Raw genomic sequence first — 21,399 nt, 5'->3', positions numbered from 1 at the left:
GCGACGACCGGCCGGGGCCGAGCGCGGAGGCCAAGGGGAAGAAGCGGGCGACCCCGGAGTTCGAGCTGGCGAACGAGATCGCCCCCGGCGCCGGGGAGCCCGACTCCCCGGCGCGCGTCGCGGCGGTCCGCGCGGCGCTGCACACCCGGCTCTCCGGCGGTCCGCTGTTCACCCCGAGGGAGCTCGACCTGATCCAGGGCTGCCCGGACGGCTGGTTGGGCCAGGTCGGCATCGGGACCCACGGGCAGGCCGTCGCCTACCTGGCCGCGCACTCCTACCGGGACTGGCTGGGCCTCGATCCCGGACGGCGCGTGCTGCTGGCGACGATCGCCTTCGAGCGGTACCGGGGGGCGAGCGCGCCCGCCTCGGACATCAACACCCCGGCCTACACGCTCGGCCGGACGCTGTTCCTCCGGCAGGGCGGTTCGGAGGCCGAGATCGCGCAGCGGGGCGACCAGATCAGCAACGCGTTCGTCGAGACGCTGCTGCGGGACACCCCTCCCGACGAGGTGCCCGAGCACGAGCGGGCGGCGCAGGGCAGGGCGGTCGCCCGCGCCAGGGAGGTGCTGATCCGGGTCTTCGTCCTGCTCCAGGCGGGGTTGAAGGTGTTCGACCCGGCGAAGGGCGAGCACATCGACTACACCGAGGGCGACGTGAGCCGGGCGCTCGCGCACGGCGGCCGGGTGAACGTCCGCGTCCCCAAGCTGAGCCTGGAGAGCCCGTTCTTCATGAACGAGTTCCTGAAGATGAAGGCGGCGGAGGAGCGCCGCCTGTTCGCCACGCACCACCACCACATCAGCGCGAGGGGGGCGTTCGAGGAGCAGGGCGGGATCGAGGCCTCGCTCAAGAACACCGTGGACGCGGTGCTCGGCCTCGGGCTGTGGAGCAGGCTGCACGGGTTGAACCTGGCGGCGGGCGGCTGGGGGAACCGGGACTTCAACAACGACGTCATCACCCCGGACGGCGGCCACGGCCACCTGTTCATCGGCTTCCAGCCGCCGACCCCGTGGCACGACGGCGTGGTGGCGGTGGGCATGGAGACCACGGCCCCGAAGATGCCGTGGTCCCGCAAGAAGATCCCCAGCCCGGTCGGCTACGTGCACGACGCCCGCTCGACGGAGAAGACCGCGAACCCCGAGAGCAGCTTCCACGGGCACAAGTCGGAGAAGATCGGAGGCGGCGAGCTGAGGGACAACAGCCGCCTGGTCGACCTGAACGACCTGGGCCCGGACTGGAAGAACGCGCTGAACGACCTGGCGCGCCAGTGGGAGGAGTACCTGGCAGCCGCCAAGCTCCAGGGCGCCGAGCAGCTGCGCCGGGCGCTGGCGGAGCTGGTCGGCAGGCGCAGGGGCGGCCCGCCGAAGCCGGGCGCGCCCGGTTCCGGCGAGCCCTCCGGGTCCGGTGGGCCCTCGGGGTCCGGCGGGGGCGCGGCCTGAGCGCCAGGGCCAGGGCGCTCAGGTCAGGGCCGTGGCCGCCGCGAGCGAGGTGCTGCCGGTCGGGCGGAAGCGCAGCGCGTACTCGCGCGACCAGCGCTCCAGCACCGCCCGCTCCCCCGGCCGGTGCGCGTCGTCGACCAGCACGGCCGCGCCCGGCGCGAGGACGTCGCGGAACACCGGCAGCGCCGGGTAGCGCGAGTCGCCCAGCAGGGGGCCGTCGACCATGAGCAGGTCGACCAGGCCGTGGCTGTCCACGAACGACGACACCTCGTCGCGCACCGCCGACGGCGCGTACCACCGCCCGCCGGGGCCCGCGGCCGGGTGCGCGGTGAGCGGGGCGTGCACGACGCGCGCCACGTGCCCCAGGCCCTCCCGGCGCAGCTGGCTGGCGACGAAGGCGGCGGTGCGCTCGTCGTGCTCCAGCGACAGCAGGCGCCCGAAGCCGCGCTTGGCCAGCAGCCTCGCCAGCACCACCGACGAGGACCCGCAGCCGCACTCGACCAGCACCGTGCGGGAGCCCACGAGCACCTCGTCGAGCAGGGCGACCAGCGCCGACGGGCTCAGCTCGTGCGCTGTCGACGGCAGGTACTCCGACATCAGGGGCGCCAGGCGGTGCAGCGCGGACAGGTCGGCCAGTTCTCTCGCCAGCGCTTCGTCCAAGCCCGTTCCCACTCCAAGTCCGAGGCCCTCGGCGGGCGCGGGAGCGCCACCCCGATGAATCTGCCCGGCCAAGTCTGCCCGGAGCAGGCGCGCGGGCCCAGCCGCCCGCAGGCCCGGCCCGCTAGCCCAGCTCGGCGACGGCCCGCACGAGGTCGTCCACCTCGGCCGCGTTGGTGTAGTGGGCGAGCCCGACCCGGACGGCCCCGCCGACCTCGCCGACGCCGAGCACGGAGAACACCCCGTGCTGGCCGGGGTCCGCGAACGCGCAGACCCCGCGCTCGGACAGGTGCTCCACCGCCTCGGCGGACTTGACCCCGGCGACCGTGAAGGCCAGCGCGGGCACCCGGCGCATCGCGTCGCCGATGACCGTGACGTGCCGCAGCGAGCGCAGCTCGTGGATCAGGTTCGCGAGCAGCCCGGCCTGGTAGGCCTTGACCGAGCCCAGCGAGGTGAGCAGCTTCTCCCGCCGGGGGCCGATGGCCGCGTCGTCCAGCCCGGCCAGGTACTCCACCGACGCGACCAGGCCCGCGAGGAGCGGGTAGGCGTGCGGCCCGAGCTCGAGGCGCTCCGGCCCGCGCGCGCCCGCCTCGACGGCGACGGAGGGCAGCAGGTCGAGCAGGGACGGGTCGCGGAAGACCAGGGCGCCGACCGGCGGGCCGCCCCAGGTGTTGGCGGACACGGCGACCACGTCGGCGCGCATGGAGGTGATGTCCAGCGGCACGAACGGCGCGGCGGCGGAGGCGTCGACCACCACGAGCGCGCCGTGCTCGCGCGCGACGGCCCCGATCCTGGGCAGGTCGGGGCGGGTGCCGACCGCGCCGGAGGCGGCGGTGACCGCGACCAGCTTGCACTTGTCGGTGATCAGCTCGTCGTACTGCCACGCGGGCAGCTCGCAGGTCTCTATGTCGACCTCGGCGAACCGCACGACGCTGCCGGTGCGCTGGGCGGCGCGCTGCCACGGCGCGATGTTGCCGGGGTGGTCGAGCCGGGAGACCACGACCTCGTCGCCGAGGAACCAGCCCTCGGACAGGGCGTCGGACAGCCGCTGGAGCAGCACCGCGGAGCTGGGGCCGAGGACCACGCCCGCGGGGTCGGCCCCGACGAGGTCGGCGACGGCGCGGCGGGCCGCGTCGACGATGGCCTCGGCGCGCTGCGAGGCGGGGAAGATGCCGCCCGGCCCGGAGACCGGTGCGCGCAGCGCCGTGGAGACGGCCGTGGCCACCTGCTCGGGCACCTGCATCCCGGCGGGCGCGTCCAGGTGGACCCAGCCGTCGCCGAGCGCGGGGAAGAGGCCGCGGACCCGTGCGACGTCGAACGCCATGCCGCACACCGTACGTAGCGGGGGGCGGGCGGCGACAGGAGGGGCGGCCGGATCGGCGCGGGATGTCGCGGGGCCGGTTCGGCACCGGGCGGGGGCGCGGGCGAGGATGGTGGCATGAACGAGCCACGCGAGCAGGCCGAGGCCGACCAGCACGTCATCGTCGTGGGCCCGGACGGCGCCCCGGTGGGGGCGGCCCGCCTCGGCGGCGGTGAGGACGGGGCGCCGCAGGACGTGACCGAGCTGGTCGAGCAGCCCGCGAAGGTCATGCGGATCGGCACCATGATCAAGCAGCTGCTGGAGGAGGTCAGGGCGGCTCCGCTGGACGAGGCGAGCCGGGCCAGGCTCAAGGAGATCCACAAGCGGTCCATCCACGAGCTGGAGGACGGCCTGGCCCCCGAGCTGCGCGACGAGCTGGAGCGGCTGTCGCTGCCGTTCACCGAGGAGGGCACGCCGTCGGACGCGGAGCTGCGGATCGCCCAGGCCCAGCTCGTCGGCTGGTTGGAGGGCCTGTTCCACGGCATCCAGACGGCGCTGTTCGCCCAGCAGATGGCGGCGCGCGCCCAGCTGGAGCAGATGCGCGGTCGCGCGCTGCCCCCCGGCAGCGGCTCCTCCGCCGCGTCGACCGAGGGCGGGCACTTCAAGGGGACCGGCCAGTACCTGTGAGCTGTCCCACGCGCCCGTCCCCGAGGGCCCGCGGCGCGGGCCCCGGGGGCGGGCCTGCGCGGGCGCCGCACCCGGCCGCCGGTCACTGTGAGACATGGTTGGTGGAACGAGAGGGGATGATCCGGCTTTTTCACTACGACGCGTGCATCTAAAACCACTGGGCGCTTGTTCGTTCGGGTGACGAACATCCACGGCTGCGGTAGGCAGTAATCGCAACGTGACCGACCGGCGGGGAACACAAGAAAGCGTCGCCGGTACTCTCAATCACCGTGCAACCCACTAGTACGGTCGCCGACCCCCAGGCACCCCTCGCACCTGACTCCCGCACGTTCGCACGCGCGTTCGCGGACGTGCGCGACGCCTGGCGAAACAGGGCGCTGTGGGGGCACCTCGGCTGGCAGGACATCAAGCAGCGCTACCGCCGGTCGGTGATCGGGCCGCTGTGGATCACCATCTCCATGGGGACCACGGCCGTGGCGATGGGCTTGCTCTACTCCCAGCTCTTCGGCCAGGACATCTCGACGTTCCTGCCCTACATCACGGCCGGGTTCCTGATCTGGAACTTCATCGTCGGCTGCATCACCGAGGGCACGGACGTCTTCATCGCCAACGAGGGGCTGATCAAGCACCTCCCGGCGCCCATCACGGTGCACGTGCTCCGCCTCGTGTGGCGGCAGATGCTGTTCTTCGTGCACAACCTGGTCGTCTACGTGATCGTGGCCGGAATCTTCTTCGGCACGCTCTCCGAGCCGTACCACATGCAGGGCGACCCGAACCTGCACCCCGGCATCAGCTGGGCGGCGCTGCTCGCCATCCCCGCCTTCTTCCTGCTCGCGGTGAACGCGGTCTGGGTGGCACTGCTGTTCGGCATCATCAGCACGCGCTTCCGCGACATCCCGCCGGTGATCCACAGCTTCATCCAGCTGGTGTTCTTCATGACGCCGATCGTCTGGCACACCGGAATCCTGTCGAAGTTCGGTGAGCACAACGGCGACTGGCGGGTGCTGATCGCGGAGCTGAACCCGCTGTACCACTTCCTGGAGATCGTCCGCGCGCCGATGCTGGGCCACACGCAGGACTGGCACCACTGGGTCGTCGTCGGCGCCTTCACCGTGGTCGGCTGGGCACTGGCGCTCCTTGCGCTGCGCAACTACCGCGCGCGCGTCTCCTACTGGGTCTGAGTGAGGCCGTAAGCACATGGTCAGCATCGACGTCTGGAACGCCTCGGTCGACTTCCCGATCTTCGACGCGAAGTCGAGGTCGCTGAAGAAGCTCGCACTGGGCAAGGTCGGCGGCAAGATCGGCTCTGAGGGCCGGGTCCCGATCATCGAAGCACTGCACGACATCAACATCTCGCTGAAGCACGGCGACCGGGTCGGGCTCGTCGGCCACAACGGCGCGGGCAAGTCCACGCTGCTGCGGCTCCTCGCGGGCATCTACGAGCCGACGCGCGGCAGCTCGCGCATCGTCGGCAAGGTCGCCCCGGTGTTCGACCTCGGCGTCGGCATGGACCCGGAGATCTCCGGGTACGAGAACATCATGATCCGCGGCCTCTTCCTCGGGATGTCCCGCAAGGAGATGGAGAAGCGGGTCGACGACATCGCGTCGTTCACCGAGCTCGGCGACTACCTGTCGATGCCGCTGCGCACGTACTCGACCGGTATGCGGGTGCGCCTGGCGCTGGGTGTGGTCACCTCGATCAACCCGGAGATCCTGCTCCTGGACGAGGGCATCGGCGCGGTCGACGCCGCGTTCCTGGAGAAGGCCCGCGACCGCCTGAACGACCTGGTGGACCGCGCGGGCCTGCTGGTGTTCGCCTCGCACGCCGACGAGTGGCTCGCCGAGCTGTGCACCAAGGCGATCTGGATGGACGAGGGTCGGGTCAAGCAGCAGGGCGACCTGCGCGAGGTCCTGACGGCCTACAAGGGCCGCGACCCGTTCGCGAACATGAGCGAGGAAACGCTCAAGAGGCTCGGTCAGTCCAAGGTCACGACTGCGAACGGTGGCGAGTAGGACGTGAGCGCACTGCCCAAGGGGTCCGTCGTCGGGGTCGTGGTGACCCGGCACCGGCGCGAACTGCTGGCCGACTCGCTCAAGGTGCTCGCCTCGCAGACGAGGCAGCTCGATCACCTGGTGGTCGTGGACAACGGTCCCGACCAGCCGGTGGACGACCTGGTCGCGGAGTGCCCCATCCCCACCACCTACCTGGTGTCGCACCGGAACCTCGGCGGCGCGGGCGGGTTCGCGCTGGGGATGCTGCACGCGCTCTCGCTGGGCGCGGACTGGGTGTGGCTGGCCGACGACGACGGCAGGCCCGCCGACGAGACCGTGCTGGAGGTGCTGCTCCAGGAGGCCGGTCGCCGGAACCTGGCGGCGATCTCCCCGGTCGTCACGAACATCGAGCGCCCGGAGAAGCTGGCGTTCCCGATGCGCCGGGGCCTGACCTGGAAGCGGGACACCGGCGCGCTGGGCTCCGACTTCCTGCCGGGGATCGCGTCGCTGTTCAACGGCGCCCTGTTCCGGGCGTCCACGCTCGACGTGGTCGGCGTGCCGGACTACCGGCTGTTCTTCCGGGGCGACGAGGTGGAGATCCACCGCAGGCTGGTGCGCAGCGGGCTGCCGTTCGGCACCTCGCTGAAGGTGGCCTACCTGCACCCGGACGGCTCGGACGAGTTCAAGCCGATGCTGGGCGGCCGGTTCCACGCGCAGGACCCGGAGAACCAGATCAAGCGGTACTACACCTACCGCAACCGCGGCTACCTGCTGTCCCAGCCGGGGATGCGCAAGCTGGGCCTGCTGGAACTGGCCCGGTTCGGGCTGTACTTCCTGGGCGTCCGCAAGGACCCCAAGGCGTTCGTGGAGTGGCTGAAGCTGGTGAGGCTCGGCCAGCGGGAGCGCTTCTTCCGGAAGTGAGCGCCGGAGCGCGAAGTCAGGCCTGGAGCGGCCCTTGAGGATTCCTCAAGGGCCGCTTTCAGCTTTTCCGGAGCACCTCGCGGCAGAGTTCTCGTTGTGAGGCGGAGGAGCCGCCTCCTCGCTCAGGAGGCGGAGATGGACCGGAGAGGCGCCGGGGACGCGGTCGGAGACCGGGGTCCCGCCGAGCGGCGCCGCTCGGGGGACTCGGGGGAGGTCCTCGGTCCGGTCGGCCGTCGCACGGCGGGCCGCGGCGTCGTGAGGCGTCGCGGCCCGGCCGGGGCTGGCGGGGTGGTGGAGGGGGCGCCCCGCACGGGGGGCGCGGTGTGCCGAAGCTGGGGGAAGTCCGGTGCTGGGGGTACCGGGGTTCCGCGTCGCGCCTGGTGGGAGGTCCGCGAGGGCCTCCCACCGGCCACGACGAAAAGCGAGTTCCGCTCACTTCACGCCTTGATCACTTCGCGAACCGCTCGGTACAACACCTTCCGCCCGACGACGGGCGCCAGCACTGGGGGAACACCAATGCGCAAGGCAGGCATCACCGCACTGGCCATCGCCGCCACCGCCGCGGCACTCGGCGGGGCTCCCGCCGCCTCGGCCGCCGAGGCCACCGGCACCATCACCGGCGTCGTCTGGCACGACCTGAACGCCAACGGTCTGCGCGACGCCGGGGAGCCGGGCGTCAAGAACGCCTACGTCGGCATCAAGGGCCTGGACAGCAGCTACGTCGCCACGGCCGCGGACGGCAGTTACTCGATCACCGCTCCGGCGGGCAGCCACGTGGTGCACCTCGCGGACAACAGCGGCTTCGGCAGGGTCTGGGGCCCGCAGGCCCAGGGCGGTTCGGCGTTCGGGCTCTGCACCGGCGAGACCGCGCCGATCAGCGTCGCGGCCGGGGAGGCCGCACGGGTGGACGGCGGCCTGGTGTCCGCGGTCTTCGACTTCCAGCCCACCGAGTTCACGCTGAGCCCGGCCAAGGACGTCTACGCCGTGGGCGACGTGGTCGAGGTGCTCGGTGGCATCACGCACGACGGCGCGGGCTGCTCCGGGGCGCACGCCACCCTTGACCTGCCCGCGGGCGTCACCAAGCTGGACCGCCTCGGCGACTACCTGCCGTTCTACGCGACCGACAAGCCGAACCAGGTCACCGGCCAGGTGAACGAGCGCCGCGCGGCGGGCCACGCCTACACGCTGGGCGCCCGCGTCGTGGTCGACCGGCCGCTCGACGCCGCCGAGTTCCGGATCTCCACGATGTGGAACGACTCCCAGGACCCCGACCACACCAACAACTCCGCCACCACCACCATCACCGCCAACTGACCTGAGCACCGACAGCACTGGGGGAACAGCAATGCGCAAGGCAGGCATCACCGCACTGGCCATCGCCGCCACCGCCGCGGCGCTCGGCGGGGCTCCCGCCGCCTCGGCCGCCGAGGGCACCGGCACCGGCGCCATCACCGGCGTCATCTGGCAGGACCTGAACGCCAACGGCGAGCGCGACGCGGGCGAGCCGGGGCTCAAGGGCGCCTACGTCGGCATCGACGGCCTGAGCAGCACCTACACCCAGACCGGGGCGGACGGCAGCTACACCATCACGGCGCCCGCGGGCAGCGGCTACCGGGTGCACCTGGCCGACGGGCTGCTGAGCGGCTACGTCTGGGGCCCGGAGATCAGGGGCCACTCCGTGTTCGGCCACTGCACCGGCAAGTCCGCGCCGATCGACCTGGCGGCGGGCGAGGTCGTCCCCGACGCGAACGGCGGCGTGGTCAAGCCCAGCTTCGACTTCCAGCCCACCGGGCTGACCCTGAGCCCGGCCAAGGACGTCTACGCGGTCGGCGACGTCGTGGAGGTGCTCGGCGGCATCGGCCACGAGGGCGCGGGCTGCTCCGGCACCTCGGCCGTGCTGCGCCTGCCGGACGGCGTCACCAAGCTGGAGCGGCTGGGCGACTACCTGCCGTTCTACGCGACCGACAAGCCCAACGAGGTCACCGGCCAGCCCGAGGGGCGCCGCGCGGGTCGCCACCCGTTCACGCTGGGGGCGCGCGTGGTGATCGACCGGCCGCTCACCGCCGCCGAGTTCACCATCTCCACGATGTGGAACGACTCCTTCGACCCCGACCACACCAACAACTCGCTGACCACCGCGATCAACGCCGGGTGAGCTGACCCGGAACGCGGAAGGGCCCCGGTGCGCGACGCGCCGGGGCCCTTCCCGTCAGCCGGGACCGGTCAGTCCAGGGAGCCGTCGAGCGCCTTGCCCTCGGTCAGGTGCGGGGCGATCTTGTTGTCGAACGCGGTCAGCGCCGCGCCGATCGCCATGTGCATGTCGAGGTACTTGTAGGTGCCCAGGCGACCGCCGAAGAGCACGTTGCGCTCGGCGGCCTCCTTCTTCGCCAGCTCGCGGTACTTCTCCAGCTTGGCGCGGTCCTCGGCCGTGTTGATCGGGTAGTACGGCTCGTCCTCCTTCTCCGCGGAGCGGGAGAACTCGCGGACGATGACCGTCTTGTCGGCCGGGTACTCGCGCTCCGGGTGGAAGTGCCGGAACTCGTGGATGCGGGTGTAGGGGACGTCCGCGTCGTTGTAGTTCATGACGGGCGTGCCCTGGAAGTCCCCGGTGTTCAGGACCTCCATCTCGAAGTCCAGCGTGCGCCAGCCCAGCCAGCCCTCGGAGTAGTCGAAGTACCGGTCGACCGGACCGGTGTAGACGACCGGGGTGCCCTCGGGGATGTCGGCGCGGACGTCGAAGAAGTCCGTGCCCAGGCGGACCTCGATGTTCTCGTGGTCGGCCATCCTCTGCAGCCAGGCGGTGTAGCCGTCGACCGGCAGGCCCTCGTAGGTGTCGTTGAAGTAGCGGTTGTCGAAGTTGTAGCGCACCGGCAGGCGGCTGATGACCGCGGCGGGCAGCTCCTTCGGGTCCGTCTGCCACTGCTTGGCGGTGTAGTCGCGGACGAACGCCTCGTAGAGGGGGCGGCCGATCAGCGAGATCGCCTTCTCCTCCAGGTTGGTGGCGTCCTTGGCGTCGATCTCCGACGCCTGCTCGGCGACCCACGCCCGCGCCTCGTCCGGCGACAGGTACTTGCCGACGAACTGGGTGATCAGGCCCAGGCCCATGGGGAACTGGTACGCGGTGCCGTCGTGCATGGCGAACACGCGGTGCTGGTAGCCGGTGAACTCGGTGAACTTGTTGACGTAGTCCCACACCCGCTTGTTGGAGGTGTGGAACAGGTGCGCCCCGTAGCGGTGCACCTCGATGCCCGTCTCGGGCTCGGCCTCGGAGTAGGCGTTTCCACCGATGTGGTCGCGGCGCTCCAGGACCAGGACGCGCTTGCCGAGCTGAGACGCGGCGCGCTCGGCGACCGTGAGGCCGTAGAAACCGGAACCGACGACGATCAGATCAAATCCAGCGAAGCTCACGAGCGCGAGGGTACGGCAGTGACCCGCTGTGACAGGGAGCACCCCGATTCCGGTGAGCGCCCGTTTTTTCCCGCCCGGCGCAGAAAAAACCGGGCCCGCTCCACGTGGAGCGGGCCCGGTGGGAGAAGCGCAGATCAGAGGACCGAGCGCGGCATTTCCGGCTTCGGGTTGAACTTGACGCCCTCGACGATCTTCTTGAACAGCTTGACGCGCAGACCCATGGGCACGCGGCCCTGCTTGAGGCCCTGGTGCACGCGGCCGACGAACTTGGCGAACGCGACCGGGTTCTCGTGGTGCAGGCGGTACGAGGCCTCGTTGCGGGCGCCGTACTCGAACTTCCACATGTTGGAGGCGTTCACGTCGCTGAAGTTCACGCCGCGGTTCACGCCGAGGTCGTGGACGACGACGCTGCTGAGCACCTGCACGCCGGGGCCGGACTTGTTGACGCGCAGCGTGTACTCCTGGTCGTCGAACCAGATGAAGTACTCGCGCAGCGGGAGGCCGTGCTTGGTGAGGGCCCAGCGCGGGAACATCACCGAGACGAAGGAGCAGTGCTTGACCAGCACGTTCTCCTGGCCCTTGGAGATGAGGCGGCCCCAGTCCCAGGTGGTGACGGGGTTGTTCATCTCGCAGATGGAGCCGTCGACCCACTTGACCAGCGAGCAGGCGAACGGGAGCTGCATGTCCAGCTCGGCCTCGGCCTTGGCCAGGCCGCCCAGGAGCTCCTCCAGCGCGTCGCTGTTGGCGTAGCAGTCGTCGTCCATGATCCAGACGAAGTCCGCGCCCAGCTCGTAGCCCCGGTTCATGCCGGTGGCGAAGCCGCCCGCGCCACCGGTGTTCTCGGTGAGCCTGATGATCTCGACGTTCTCGACGCCCTCGTACTGCTTGAGGACCTCGTCGGTGCCGTCGGTGGACGCGTTGTCGACGATCACGAGCCAGTCGGCCTTGCGGGTCTGGGCCAGCACGTGGTCGAGCACCTTGGGGAGCTTGGCCTTGCGGTTGTACGTGACGACAACGGCGGCAACGGTGCTCACTTGAGCCATCCTTCGTAGGTGTCGCGGACCCAGGTCCGGGCGTCGGGCAGCTTGGCGAACGCGGCGGCCTTGCCTGCCTGCTCGTCCAGCCAGATCTTGCGCTGCTCCGGCGAGTTGATCATGGTGCGGATGCGCTTGGTCGCGGTGGAGATGAAGGGGTACGGGTGGCGCGGCAGCAGCAGGTCCTCGGCGATGAGGGACGCCTGCGAGCCGACCTCGGTCGACACCACCGGGACGCCTGCGGCGGTCGCCTCGAACGACGTGAGGGTCAGGCCCTCGTTGTCGGAGGAGATCACCAGCACGTCCGCGTCGGCCAGGGTCTTGGCGACCGGCTTGTCCGGGCCGCGCAGCTCCAGCACGTCGGAGAGGTTGAGCCGGGCGATGAGCCCGGTGACCTCCGACGCCAGCTCGCCGTCGCCGTGGACGATGAACTTGACGGGGCTGTCGACCGCTTCCTTCAGGCTCGCCGCGAGCTGCAGGAACAGGTACGGGCGCTTCTGCTGGGTGAACCGGCCGACGAACGCCACCGTGAACGGGGCGCCCGCGGGCTTCTCGGTCCGGGCGTTCTCCTCGATCCCCTTGGTGGTCAGGTTGGCCAGCGTCGCCAGCTTCACCTTGTCCGGGTTCACGCCCTGCTTGCCGATGAGGTAGTCGCGCAGCATCGGGGAGATGACGTGGTGCTGGTCGATGACGTTGGTCATCCGCACCGAGATGTCGACGAAGCCGCCGGTGCGCCACTCCAGGATGTGCAGCGAGTCCACCACCGGGAGGTCGGGGCGGATCGACTTCAGCCACGGCAGGCGCTGGGCCAGCCAGGTGCTGTGGTGCAGGTGCACGCCGCGCACGTCGTACGCGGAGAGCACGCCGTTGAGGAACGCGGACTCCTCGGCGGCGGCGACCGGGTGGGTCAGCGGGACGACGATGGCGCCGTCCAGCTCCGGCCGGGTGATCCACGGGTGGGTGGACGGCCGGTCGGTGACCACGATGGGGGTGAACCCCGCGTCCTTGGCCAGCTGGACCGTCTCCAGCGCGAACCGCTCGGCGCCGCCCAGCTCCAGCCAGTGGATGCCGAACAGGATCGCCGGGGTGGTGCCCGCGGTGGTGGCCGTGGTGCCCCTGGTGATGCGGACCGGCGCCTTCTTCGGCACGTCGCGCTGGCGGTAGCGCTTCTCGGTCACGTCGGTGCGGTACTGGCGCAGCACGTCGAACTGCACCGGTGCGAAGAAGCGCACCGAGCGGCGGACCTTGCCGAGGACGCCGGGCAGCTGGTGGTACGCCGAGGCGATCTCGGGCTCGCCGCCCAGGTCGACGGCGAGGTCGAGCAGACCCTCGGTGGCGCCCTTGCCGGTCGTGGTCTGCACGGTGCTGCGCACGACGAGCGAGCCGACGACCTCGCGGTCGTCCTCCCACTCGATCTGACGGGTCTTCTCGTCGGTCAACGAGGGCATCGAGCCCCTGGGACCGCGAAGAACGGTGATCCGGAACGTCTGACCGGGCCTGGTGAGCGCGTGGAAATTGATCGCGCCGATGAGGATGCGGCGTTCCCGCTCGTCGAGCAGTCCTCCACCACCGGTCAGGCCGACGCCGCTTTCGTCGAGAAGTTCGACAATTCCTGGAAGCTGGTTCACGGGCCCTTCCGTCACATCTCTCGGTTGTTGTCGAGTAGCGCCGTCGGGGCGGCGTGTGAGGCAGTTGTCGAGCTTACCGAACCCCTGTGGGCTCGCTCGGATCAGACCTTGATCGAACGCGGCAGCATCTTCCGCATGGAGCGCTGGCACGGTTCTTCGACATAGCGGTGCAGCAGCCACCCGCCCACGACGGAGAGGACGAGCGCGGCGATCAGCAGCAGCCGGTAGCCCCAGCTGCTCGGGTCGTCCACGTAGCCCCACGAGGTGAGCAGCCTGCGCATCAGGTCGAGCAGCAGCCAGTGCACGAGGTAGAGCGCGAACGAGACCTTGCCGCCCCAGACCATGACCTTGGTGCTGAGGAAGCGGGAGGTGACGTCGCGCCCGCTGACCGCGAGCGAGCCGACCAGGAGCAGGAACAGCGGGACGACCACCACGGTCTCGGTGGCCCCCCACATGAGGTGGCCGTTGATGCGCCAGTCGGCGGCGAAGCGCACGCGCACCGCCGGGTCGTACAGGCAGATCGCGTAGATGACGACCAGGATCAGCGGCAGGACGACGGTCGGCCGCAGGAACCAGGCCAGCTTGGTGGTCAGGCCGTGCCGCAGCACGAGCACCGCGACGATCGCGCCGCCGACGAACTCGGTGAGCACGCGCAGCGGGACGATGCCCTCGACGACCTTGTCGCCGTCCCACATCAGGTCGCTGCCGTCCTGGAAGCCGATGCCGACGAGCACGATCGGCAGGACCGCCAGCAGCGCGAGGCCGATCAGGGCCTTGCTGGACAGCAGGGTGCGGAACTTGGCCAGCAGCACCACGAGGAAGCAGAACGCGATGTAGGCCATCCACTCGGCGCTGAGCGACCAGTCGATGGGGTTCCAGTCGTGGTGGGCCGTTCCCCAGGCCTGCACGAGGAACACGTGCGCCAGGAAGCGGCCGGGCTGGAGCGCGTAGTGGTAGCCGCCGTCGTTCGTGGTGGTCGCCAGCCAGGCCAGGTAGCAGCCCCAGACGATCAGCATGGTGAACATGACCGGCCAGATGCGCGAGAGCCGCAGCCACAGGAACGCGATCATCTTGCGCGGTCCCCACCCGACGATCATGCGGTCGAGGTGGGTGTAGGTGAGGATGAAGCCGGAGAGGACGAAGAACAGGTCGACGCCCAGGTACCCGACGTTCATCAGCGGGATGAGCGGGTAGAGGAAGCCGAACGCCTCGATCAGCTCCGGCCTGAAGTGGAACAGCAGCACCCACAGGGCGGCGAGCGCCCTGATGCCGGTGAGCTGGTTGATGTGCGGGACGCGCGAGGCGGCGCTGGGCGAGGCGGCGCTGGGCGAGCCGTTCACGGCGGGCGGCTCCGGCTGCCCCGCGACCTGCTCGGTGACCTGAGTGTCGGCCTTCTGCATCCCCGTTTCCCGTCCCCTGTCTCGGTTCATCGTCGGCGGAACACCACGCGGCTGTACGCCGTGTAGTTCCACACCAGGCCCGCGCAGATCGCGGCGAGCTTCGGCAGCCAGGCCGCCAGTCCGGTCAGCGGCTGGTCGAGGACCGCCATGAGCGCCTCGACCCCGAAGATCACCACCGGGTGGATGACCCACAGGCCGAAGGCGGTGAAGGCGAAGAACAGCGCGCCCTGCTTGGCCGCGCCGCCGCCCCCGCCGCCGAAGGTGAAGTACTTGTTGGCCACGAAGCTGAAGCCCATGCCCGCCGAGGTGGACACGAAGTTCGCGACCAGGAAGGGCAGGCCGACGCCGGTCAGCACCATGTACAGCACCAGGTCGATGAGCGTGTTCACGCCACCGACCAGGCCGAACCGGATGAGCTGGCCCAGCCCGCCCGAGGGAGCGGGCGCCGGGACCGGCGCCGGGACCGGCGAGATCACCGGTTCCGGCGCGAGCGCCTGCTCGGCGGGGTCGCTCCCCGCCTGGTCGTCCACGGCCACGGTCAGGTGCCCTGGAGCTCGTACTCGGTGGCGGGGCTCCCGTCCTCGGGGGCGCCCTTGGCCGCGACCTCGGCGCCACCGCCCTCGGGGGCCCGGCCCGCGGAGCGCGCGACGATCGCGACCGCGTAGAGCGGCCTGCGCTGGACCTCGACGTAGGTCCGGCCGATGTAGCTGCCCAGCACGCCCAGCATGATCAGCTGGATGCCGCCGATCAGGAACAGGGCGATCGTCATGAACGCCCAGCCGGGGACCGCGCTGCTCGGGTCGAGCAGCTTGACGCCCAGCACGTACAGCACGCCGGTGAACGCCACCACGGACAGCAGGTAGCCGATGCGGCTGATCAGCTTCAGCGGCGTGGTGGAGAAGCCGAGCATCCCGTCCGCGGCGAACTTCAGCATCTTGCGCAGCGGGTAGCCGGTCTCGCCCGCGTGCCTGGCGTCCCGGTCGAACTGCACGGCCTCCTGGCGGAAGCCGATGTAGCTGACCAGGCCGCGCAGGAAGCGGTGCTGCTCCCGGTACTTGGCCAGCTCGGCGACGACCTTGCGGTCGAGCAGCCGGAAGTCGCCGGTGTTGCGCGGGATGTCGATGGACGCGAGCTTCTCCAGCGTGCGGTAGAAGACGTTCGCGGTGAGGCGCTTGAACAGGCCGTCCTGGCGGGACCGCCGCTGCGCGTACACCACGTCCACGCCCTGCTCCCAGCGCTCGATGAGCTCCAGGCTGACCCGCGGCGGGTCCTGCATGTCCGCGTCCATGATGATCACCGCGTCGGCGTCGGCCGCGGCGTCCAGGCCCGCGGTGACCGCGAGCTGGTGGCCGAAGTTGCGGGACAGGCTGATCACCGTGGCGCGCTCGTCGCGCTCGCGCAGGGCGAGGAGCTTGTCCAGCGAGGCGTCCCGGCTCCCGTCGTTGACGTAGACGAACTCGAGGTCGTAGCGATCCCGGAGCGGGGTCGTGACCTCGTCGATCGTCTGGTGGAGCAGGTCGATGTTGTCCTGCTCGTTGTAGATCGGGAAGATGTAAGTGATCTTCCGCCGCGAGGCCGGAGCACCCACCATTGCGATCCCCTACTTGGTCGTGACTACCGAGAACACAACGCGTCCCGGAATGTTGGCAGTGATGTTCTTGGTGTCCAGTTCCCGACCGCCCAGCACGAGCGAGTCGTCACCGGGCGCGGAGATGAGAATGGGCGCCTCGGCGTGGGAAAGCGGGAGCCGGTGCGGTTCCCCGTCGAGCGTGATCCAGTATTCACCGGAGCGGAACGCGGTCGACTTGAGCTTGTCCAGGATTGACTGCTCCGGGTGGAAGCGGGCGATGACCAGGCCCTCGTCCGAGGTGGGGACCGGGATGCTCTCGTGCGCGCCCGCGGTGACCTCGCCCAGCGGCTTCTCCTCGCCGCAGCGGTTCTCGATCCGCTGGAGCAGCTGCCAGCGGACGTCGCTGTCGACCAGCTCGTAGCGGCAGGCCTGCGCCAGGTTCACGCGCGGCGAGTCCCACAGCGGGAAGCGGTTGTCCAGGGTGATCCGGGTGTCCTCGCGGACGATGAACTCGGGGGCGCGGGCGTCGTCGACCACCCACTCCTCGTTCATCTCGTCGAGCAGCTCGGTGTACGCGCCGTAGTCCAGCAGCGTCGGCAGGATGTCCACGGTCATGCCATAGGTCCAGCCCATGGCGAAGTCGAACGGCGCGGTGCGCATCTTCGCGTCGCCGATGCGCTCGACGTACCGCTCGGGCAGCTGCATCCGGTTCAGCAGGTCGGCGCGGGCGTCCGCGACGATCCGGTCGCGCTGACCGCCGGAGGCGACCACGGACATGCCCTCGCCGAACATCTTCAGCGAGCGGGACGGGTCGATCGACGAGCTGAGGCCGCCGCCGAAGCTGAACGCCTGCGCGAGCAGCGCGACGACCGCCGTGGAGGCGAGCACGGAGCTGCGCCGCAGCAGCGCGACGACCAGGGAGAAGCCCGCGGCGACCGAGAAGAACTGGGCCGAGTGCGAGTCGTGCCGCACGAAGCCCTGCTTGAGCAGCAGGAACGTGCCGAGCGCGGTGCCGAGGTAGAACAGCCAGCGCCGCTTGCCCGCGTCGGTGGTGACCAGCGCCACGACCAGGACCACGACCATCGGCGCCGCGAGCACGTACTCCCAGACGTTGCCGGGGATCTCCAGGCCCATGGACTGGGCGTGGCCGCTGCCGACGGACAGGGCCCGCACGACGTAGTCCACGACCTCCAGCGGCGGCTGGCCCGCGAGCAGCCAGAACCCGATCAGGCCTGCGATGCCGCTGATCGCGTACTCCAGGAACCTGCGCAGCACGGCGCCCTCGCGGGCGAGCACGGCGCCCAGGATCACCGGGCCGCACATGAGGCCGACGGAGAACTTGGTCAGCAGCATCGCGGCGACCAGCAGGCCCATCGCGATCGGGTAGGCCCGGTCCGCCCAGCGGGGCAGCTCCTCGCGCACGAAGAACAGCGAGAGGACCACCACGAACGCGAACGTGCTGGTGATGACCACGGTCAGCGGCACGAAGCTGGAGCTGAGCGCCATCACGCCCACGGCCAGCCAGGCCAGGTTCCGCCCGACCGTGCGGGCGAGCGCCTGGTGGACGGCCGCAGTCGCGGCGGTGGCGAATCCGAACCACAGCAGGTAGCCGACCAGCACCTCGCCCCGGTGCAGCACGTTCGGGATCGCCAGGAAGTACAGCGGCCCGTAGGTGGTGGAGATCTCGGTGCCGAAGCTCAGGCCCGTCTGCCTTGCCAGGTAGATGAGCAGCCCGTAGTCGTAATCCCCCTTCGGCTGATTGGGGGTGAACGCGGGCAAGTTCCAGAAAACGAGGGTCAGCAGCGCGCTGAAGGAAAGCACGGCGCGTGACGGCGCTTCCCAGGAAGTCGCCAGTTCGCGGAGCCGCCCCCAGCGACTCGCTCGCGCGGTTGTGCTCTCCGGCTCGTCCCCGAGCGCGGTGCTGTCGATCTCAGACGAGGTAGACACAGACTCTCCTAGAGCACCCGGTAACACCGGGTGTACGCAGCACACCTGCCAGGGTGGCGTTTCGGGCGAATTGTAGTGAGCACCACGTGTTACCGGTTCCGCCCCCCTGATTGGCGTCAGAACCAGCGTTCGAGAACCTGCGCGACCCCGTCCTCGGTGTTGGCCGCGGTGACCTCGTCGGCGGCGGCGAGCGCGTCGGGGTGGGCGTTGGCCATCGCCACCCCGTGACCGGCCCAGGTCAGCATCGGCACGTCGTTCGGCATGTCGCCGAACACGGTGATCTCCCCGCGCGGCGCGCCGAGCAGCTCGGCGACCTCGGCGAGGCCGGTGGCCTTGGAGACGCCCGGCGCGGCCAGCTCCAGCAGGCCGGAGTTGGTGGAGTAGGTGAGCGCGACCTGGTCGCCGAGCAGCGGGCCCGCGGCGGCGGCCATCTCGGCGCTGGTCATGCCGGTGTGCCTGACCAGCAGCTTCACCGCCGGGTGGCCGAGCACCTCGCCCCTGCTGTGGCCGAGGATGGGCTGACCGCCCTCGACCCACGGGTGCTGGTAGCTGGTCTCGGCGAGGAAGTCGCGGAAGTGGTCGGCGCCCCTGGCCGAGTCGCCGACCCGCTCGACGGCCAGCGCGCAGCCGGGCAGCGCCGCGTCCAGCACCTTGGCGACGTCCTGGAGCAGCACCGGGTCGAGGCCGTGGTGGCCGACGACGCGGTCGGCGCCGATGTCGTAGAGGACGGCGCCGTTGGAGCACACCGCGTGACCGGTGAGCCCGGCCGCGTCGGCGACCTCGGGGATCCAGCGGGGCGGGCGCCCGGTGGCCAGCACGAAGGGCGTGCCCGATTCCAGGACCCGGCCGATGGCGGCGACGGTCCGGGCGCTGAGCCGCCCGTCGGTGCCGAGGAGGGTGCCGTCTACGTCCGAGCCGACCAGGGAGGGTTTCTGCACGACTACATGGTGCACGTTCGGGTGCCGGGGTCGGCTACGGTCGCGGTCGTGCGCACTGGAATCGTCATCCTCCCCGAGCAGCGCTGGTGGGTCGCCGAGCCGAAGTGGCGGGTCGCGGAGGAGTACGGGTTCCACCACGCCTGGACGTACGACCACCTGGGCTGGCGAACACTGGTGGACGGGCCGTGGTTCGGGGCGGTTCCGACGCTCTCAGCAGCGGCGATGGTGACGAGCACGATCAGGTTGGGCACGCTGGTGGCCTCCCCGAACTTCCGGCACCCGGTGCCGTTCGCGCGGGAGCTGATGGCGCTGGACGACCTGTCCGACGGCCGGATCACGGTCGGGCTCGGCGCCGGGGCTGTGGGCTACGACACCACCGTCATGGGGGACACCGAACTGCCGCCCGCCGAGCGCACGGCCCGGTTCGCCGAGTTCGTGGACGTGCTGGACCGGCTGCTGACGCGGGAGCGGACGACGTTCGAGGGCGCGCACTACGAGGTGCGGGAGGCGCGCAGCGCGCCGGGGTGCGTGCAGCGCCCGCGCCTGCCGTTCGTGGTGGCGGCGAACGGGCCGAGGGCGATGGCGGTGGCCGCCCGGTACGGCACCGGCTGGGTGACGACGGGGCCCCCGACGGGCTCGGTCGAGACGGCCGAGGAGTGGTGGGCGGGCGTCGAGCGGTACGCGGCCCGGTTCACCCGCGCGCTGGACGCCATCGGCAGGCGGAAGCACACGATCGACTGGTATCTGAACGCCGACTCCTCCCCCGCCTACTCGCTCTCCAGCGCCGAGCACTTCCGGGACGTCGCGGGCCGGGCCCAGGAGCTGGGGTTCACCGACCTGCTGGCGCACTGGCCGCGCGAGGAGGGCGTGTACGCGGGCAGCGAGGCGGTGCTGGAGCGGGTCGCGTCCGAGGTGCTCCCGGAGCTGGTCAGCGGCTAGCGTGGCCGGCGTGCGGCGAATCGTGGTCATCGGCGGCGGGATCGTGGGCCTGGCCACCGCGCGGGAGCTGTCCCGGCGCGGGGACGAGGTCGTGGTGCTGGAGAAGGAGGGCCGCTGGGCGGCCCACCAGACGGGGCACAACAGCAACGTCGTGCACGCCGGGCTGTACTACAAGCCGGGGTCGCTGAAGGCCAGGATGTCGGTGGCGGGCAACGCCTCGATCGTGGCCTACGCGCGGGAGCACGGCGTGCCCGTGGAGGTGTGCGGCAAGCTCGTGGTGGCGACCTCCGAGGAGGAGGTGCCGCGGCTGCGGGCGCTCGCCGAGCGGGCCTCGCGCAACGGCGTGCCCGCGCGGGTGGTGTCGGTGGCCGAAGCGCGCGAGCACGAACCCGAAGTGTCGTGCGTGGCCGCGCTGCGGGTGGAGAGCACCGGGATCATCGACTTCCCCGCCGTGTGCGCGGCGATGGTGCGGGAGCTGACCGCGGCGGGCGCAGACCTGCGGACCAACTCGCCCGCGCTGGCGATCCGCACCCGCGCGGGCCGGGTCGAGGTGGCGACGCCGAGCGGGGTGGTGCGCGGGGACGCGCTGGTCAACTGCGCCGGGCTGCACAGCGACCGGGTGGCGCGGATGGCCGGGCTGGAGCCGGAGGCGCGGATCGTGCCGTTCCGGGGCGAGTACTACGAGCTGCGGCCGGAGCGGCGCTCCCTGGTGCGCGGGCTGATCTACCCGGTGCCGGACCCGACGCTGCCGTTCCTGGGCGTGCACCTGACCCGGATGCTCGACGGGAGCGTGCACGCGGGGCCCAACGCGGTGCTGGCGCTGAGCCGGGAGGGCTACCGGTGGGGCGACGTGTCGGTGGGGGACGTGGCGGAGGTGCTGCGGTTCCCCGGCACGTGGCGGCTGGCCAGGAGGTACGCCTACCCGACGGGGCTCGCGGAGGTGCTGCGGAGCCTGTCGAAGCGGCGGTTCGCGCAGAGCCTGGCCCGGCTGGTGCCCGCCGTGGGCGAGGCCGACCTGGTGCGGGCGGAGGCCGGGGTGCGGGCGCAGGCGATGCGGCGGGACGGGTCGCTGGTGGACGACTTCCTGGTGCAGGAGGCGCCGGGGCAGGTGCACGTGCTGAACGCGCCGTCACCGGCGGCCACCGGGTCGTTGGAGATCGGGGCGCACGTGGCGGGGCTGGTGCGCTGACCGGGGTGAACGACATCGGCACCCCGGTGGCGCAGAAGGCCGTGGCGCCGAAGCCTGGCCAGGACATCCACCACGCGACGGCCACCACCGCGTGGACGGGCGCCTTGGTGCGCGCCCGCACCAGGTCGACCACCACCACGACCGGGATGACCAGGTTCGCGACCGGGATGAACCAGCCGCCCGCCGCCAGGCCGGGGCCGAAGCGGTGCGGTGCGTCGTGCGTGGCGAGCCTGGCCCGGTAGCACCAGGCGGGGAGCAGGCCCGCCGTGAGCATCAGCAGCGGGGTGGTCAGCAGGCTGTAGGCCAGGGTGCCGAGCAGGAGCGCGATCGGGGTGGCCAGGACCTGGAGCACC

19 protein-coding genes and 1 pseudogene are annotated in these 21,399 nt (G+C 71.0%); 9 read left to right on the top strand and 11 right to left on the bottom strand.

The window, feature by feature from the left end:
* A partial coding sequence (locus tag ACTUAL_RS10515; RefSeq protein ID WP_440900123.1) for a hypothetical protein occupies positions 1-1,436 on the top strand: 1,436 nt, incomplete at its 5' end.
* A gap of 18 nt (positions 1,437-1,454) precedes the next feature.
* On the opposite strand, the gene ACTUAL_RS10510 is transcribed toward ACTUAL_RS10515, so the two are convergent.
* Positions 1,455-2,096, bottom strand: coding sequence for a class I SAM-dependent methyltransferase (locus tag ACTUAL_RS10510; RefSeq protein ID WP_218181798.1), 642 nt, complete (start codon positions 2,094-2,096; stop codon positions 1,455-1,457).
* Positions 2,097-2,217: 121 nt separating this feature from the next.
* Positions 2,218-3,417 carry a cysteine desulfurase-like protein gene (locus tag ACTUAL_RS10505; protein WP_096491030.1) on the bottom strand — a complete coding sequence of 400 codons (1,200 nt, stop codon included), beginning with the start codon at positions 3,415-3,417 and terminating at the stop codon, positions 2,218-2,220.
* A 114-nt stretch (positions 3,418-3,531) separates the two neighbouring features.
* Between ACTUAL_RS10505 and ACTUAL_RS10500 the strand changes: the two genes are divergently transcribed.
* From ACTUAL_RS10500 to ACTUAL_RS10475, 6 genes are all read left to right on the top strand, one after another.
* Positions 3,532-4,080, top strand: coding sequence for a bacterial proteasome activator family protein (locus ACTUAL_RS10500; RefSeq protein ID WP_096491029.1), 549 nt, complete (start codon positions 3,532-3,534; stop codon positions 4,078-4,080).
* A gap of 269 nt (positions 4,081-4,349) precedes the next feature.
* A complete protein-coding gene (gene wzm, locus ACTUAL_RS10495; RefSeq protein ID WP_096491028.1) occupies positions 4,350-5,261 on the top strand; it encodes a galactan export ABC transporter permease subunit Wzm/RfbD in 912 nt (303 codons plus the stop codon).
* A gap of 16 nt (positions 5,262-5,277) precedes the next feature.
* Positions 5,278-6,093: a galactan export ABC transporter ATP-binding subunit Wzt/RfbE gene (gene wzt / locus ACTUAL_RS10490; protein WP_012782767.1), complete on the top strand. Its 816-nt coding sequence runs from the start codon at positions 5,278-5,280 to the stop codon at positions 6,091-6,093.
* Positions 6,094-6,096: 3 nt separating this feature from the next.
* Positions 6,097-6,993, top strand: a complete 897-nt coding sequence (gene glfT1 / locus ACTUAL_RS10485) for a galactofuranosyltransferase GlfT1 (RefSeq protein ID WP_012782766.1) — start codon at positions 6,097-6,099, stop codon at positions 6,991-6,993.
* A 516-nt stretch (positions 6,994-7,509) separates the two neighbouring features.
* Positions 7,510-8,307 carry an SdrD B-like domain-containing protein gene (locus ACTUAL_RS10480; RefSeq protein ID WP_096491027.1) on the top strand — a complete coding sequence of 266 codons (798 nt, stop codon included), beginning with the start codon at positions 7,510-7,512 and terminating at the stop codon, positions 8,305-8,307.
* A gap of 31 nt (positions 8,308-8,338) precedes the next feature.
* Entirely contained in the window at positions 8,339-9,148 is an 810-nt protein-coding gene (locus tag ACTUAL_RS10475) for an SdrD B-like domain-containing protein (RefSeq protein WP_440900122.1), read from the top strand.
* A gap of 68 nt (positions 9,149-9,216) precedes the next feature.
* On the opposite strand, the gene glf is transcribed toward ACTUAL_RS10475, so the two are convergent.
* From glf to ACTUAL_RS10435, 8 genes are all read right to left on the bottom strand, one after another.
* A complete protein-coding gene (gene glf / locus ACTUAL_RS10470; RefSeq protein ID WP_440900121.1) occupies positions 9,217-10,401 on the bottom strand; it encodes a UDP-galactopyranose mutase in 1,185 nt (394 codons plus the stop codon).
* A 134-nt stretch (positions 10,402-10,535) separates the two neighbouring features.
* Positions 10,536-11,444 (bottom strand): glycosyltransferase, encoded by a 909-nt coding sequence (locus tag ACTUAL_RS10465; protein ID WP_218181797.1) that lies wholly within the window; start codon positions 11,442-11,444, stop codon positions 10,536-10,538.
* A complete protein-coding gene (locus ACTUAL_RS10460; RefSeq protein ID WP_096491023.1) occupies positions 11,432-13,063 on the bottom strand; it encodes a glycosyltransferase in 1,632 nt (543 codons plus the stop codon). Before ACTUAL_RS10460 ends, ACTUAL_RS10465 begins: the two co-directional genes overlap by 13 nt.
* 101 nt (positions 13,064-13,164) lie before the next feature.
* Positions 13,165-14,463, bottom strand: coding sequence for an acyltransferase family protein (locus tag ACTUAL_RS10455; RefSeq protein WP_096491022.1), 1,299 nt, complete (start codon positions 14,461-14,463; stop codon positions 13,165-13,167).
* A 26-nt stretch (positions 14,464-14,489) separates the two neighbouring features.
* Positions 14,490-14,999 carry a GtrA family protein gene (locus ACTUAL_RS10450; RefSeq protein ID WP_440900120.1) on the bottom strand — a complete coding sequence of 170 codons (510 nt, stop codon included), beginning with the start codon at positions 14,997-14,999 and terminating at the stop codon, positions 14,490-14,492.
* A gap of 2 nt (positions 15,000-15,001) precedes the next feature.
* On the bottom strand, positions 15,002-16,054 hold the full coding sequence (locus ACTUAL_RS10445; protein ID WP_440900119.1) for a glycosyltransferase family 2 protein: 1,053 nt from the start codon (positions 16,052-16,054) through the stop codon (positions 15,002-15,004).
* Between the two features lie 9 nt (positions 16,055-16,063).
* On the bottom strand, positions 16,064-17,854 hold the full coding sequence (locus tag ACTUAL_RS10440; protein ID WP_218181796.1) for a hypothetical protein: 1,791 nt from the start codon (positions 17,852-17,854) through the stop codon (positions 16,064-16,066).
* Positions 17,855-18,096: 242 nt separating this feature from the next.
* A complete protein-coding gene (locus ACTUAL_RS10435; RefSeq protein WP_096491019.1) occupies positions 18,097-18,918 on the bottom strand; it encodes an HAD family hydrolase in 822 nt (273 codons plus the stop codon).
* A gap of 48 nt (positions 18,919-18,966) precedes the next feature.
* On the opposite strand from ACTUAL_RS10435, the gene ACTUAL_RS10430 reads away from it, so the two are divergent.
* Entirely contained in the window at positions 18,967-19,857 is an 891-nt protein-coding gene (locus ACTUAL_RS10430) for an LLM class flavin-dependent oxidoreductase (RefSeq protein WP_177154577.1), read from the top strand.
* Positions 19,858-19,867: 10 nt separating this feature from the next.
* The gene (gene lhgO, locus ACTUAL_RS10425; RefSeq protein WP_096497535.1) at positions 19,868-21,046 is read left to right on the top strand and encodes an L-2-hydroxyglutarate oxidase; all 1,179 of its coding nucleotides are present in this window, start codon (positions 19,868-19,870) and stop codon (positions 21,044-21,046) included.
* Positions 21,047-21,137: 91 nt separating this feature from the next.
* Here the strand turns inward: lhgO and ACTUAL_RS10420 are convergent.
* Positions 21,138-21,320 (bottom strand): annotated as a pseudogene (locus ACTUAL_RS10420) (DUF4328 domain-containing protein); the annotation flags it as partial.
* Between the last annotated feature and the right edge of the window lie 79 nt (positions 21,321-21,399).

Source organism: Actinosynnema sp., from assembly GCF_052038725.1.
The sequence above is the reverse complement of the archived record's forward strand: the minus strand, read 5'-3'. Positions and strand labels throughout refer to the sequence as shown.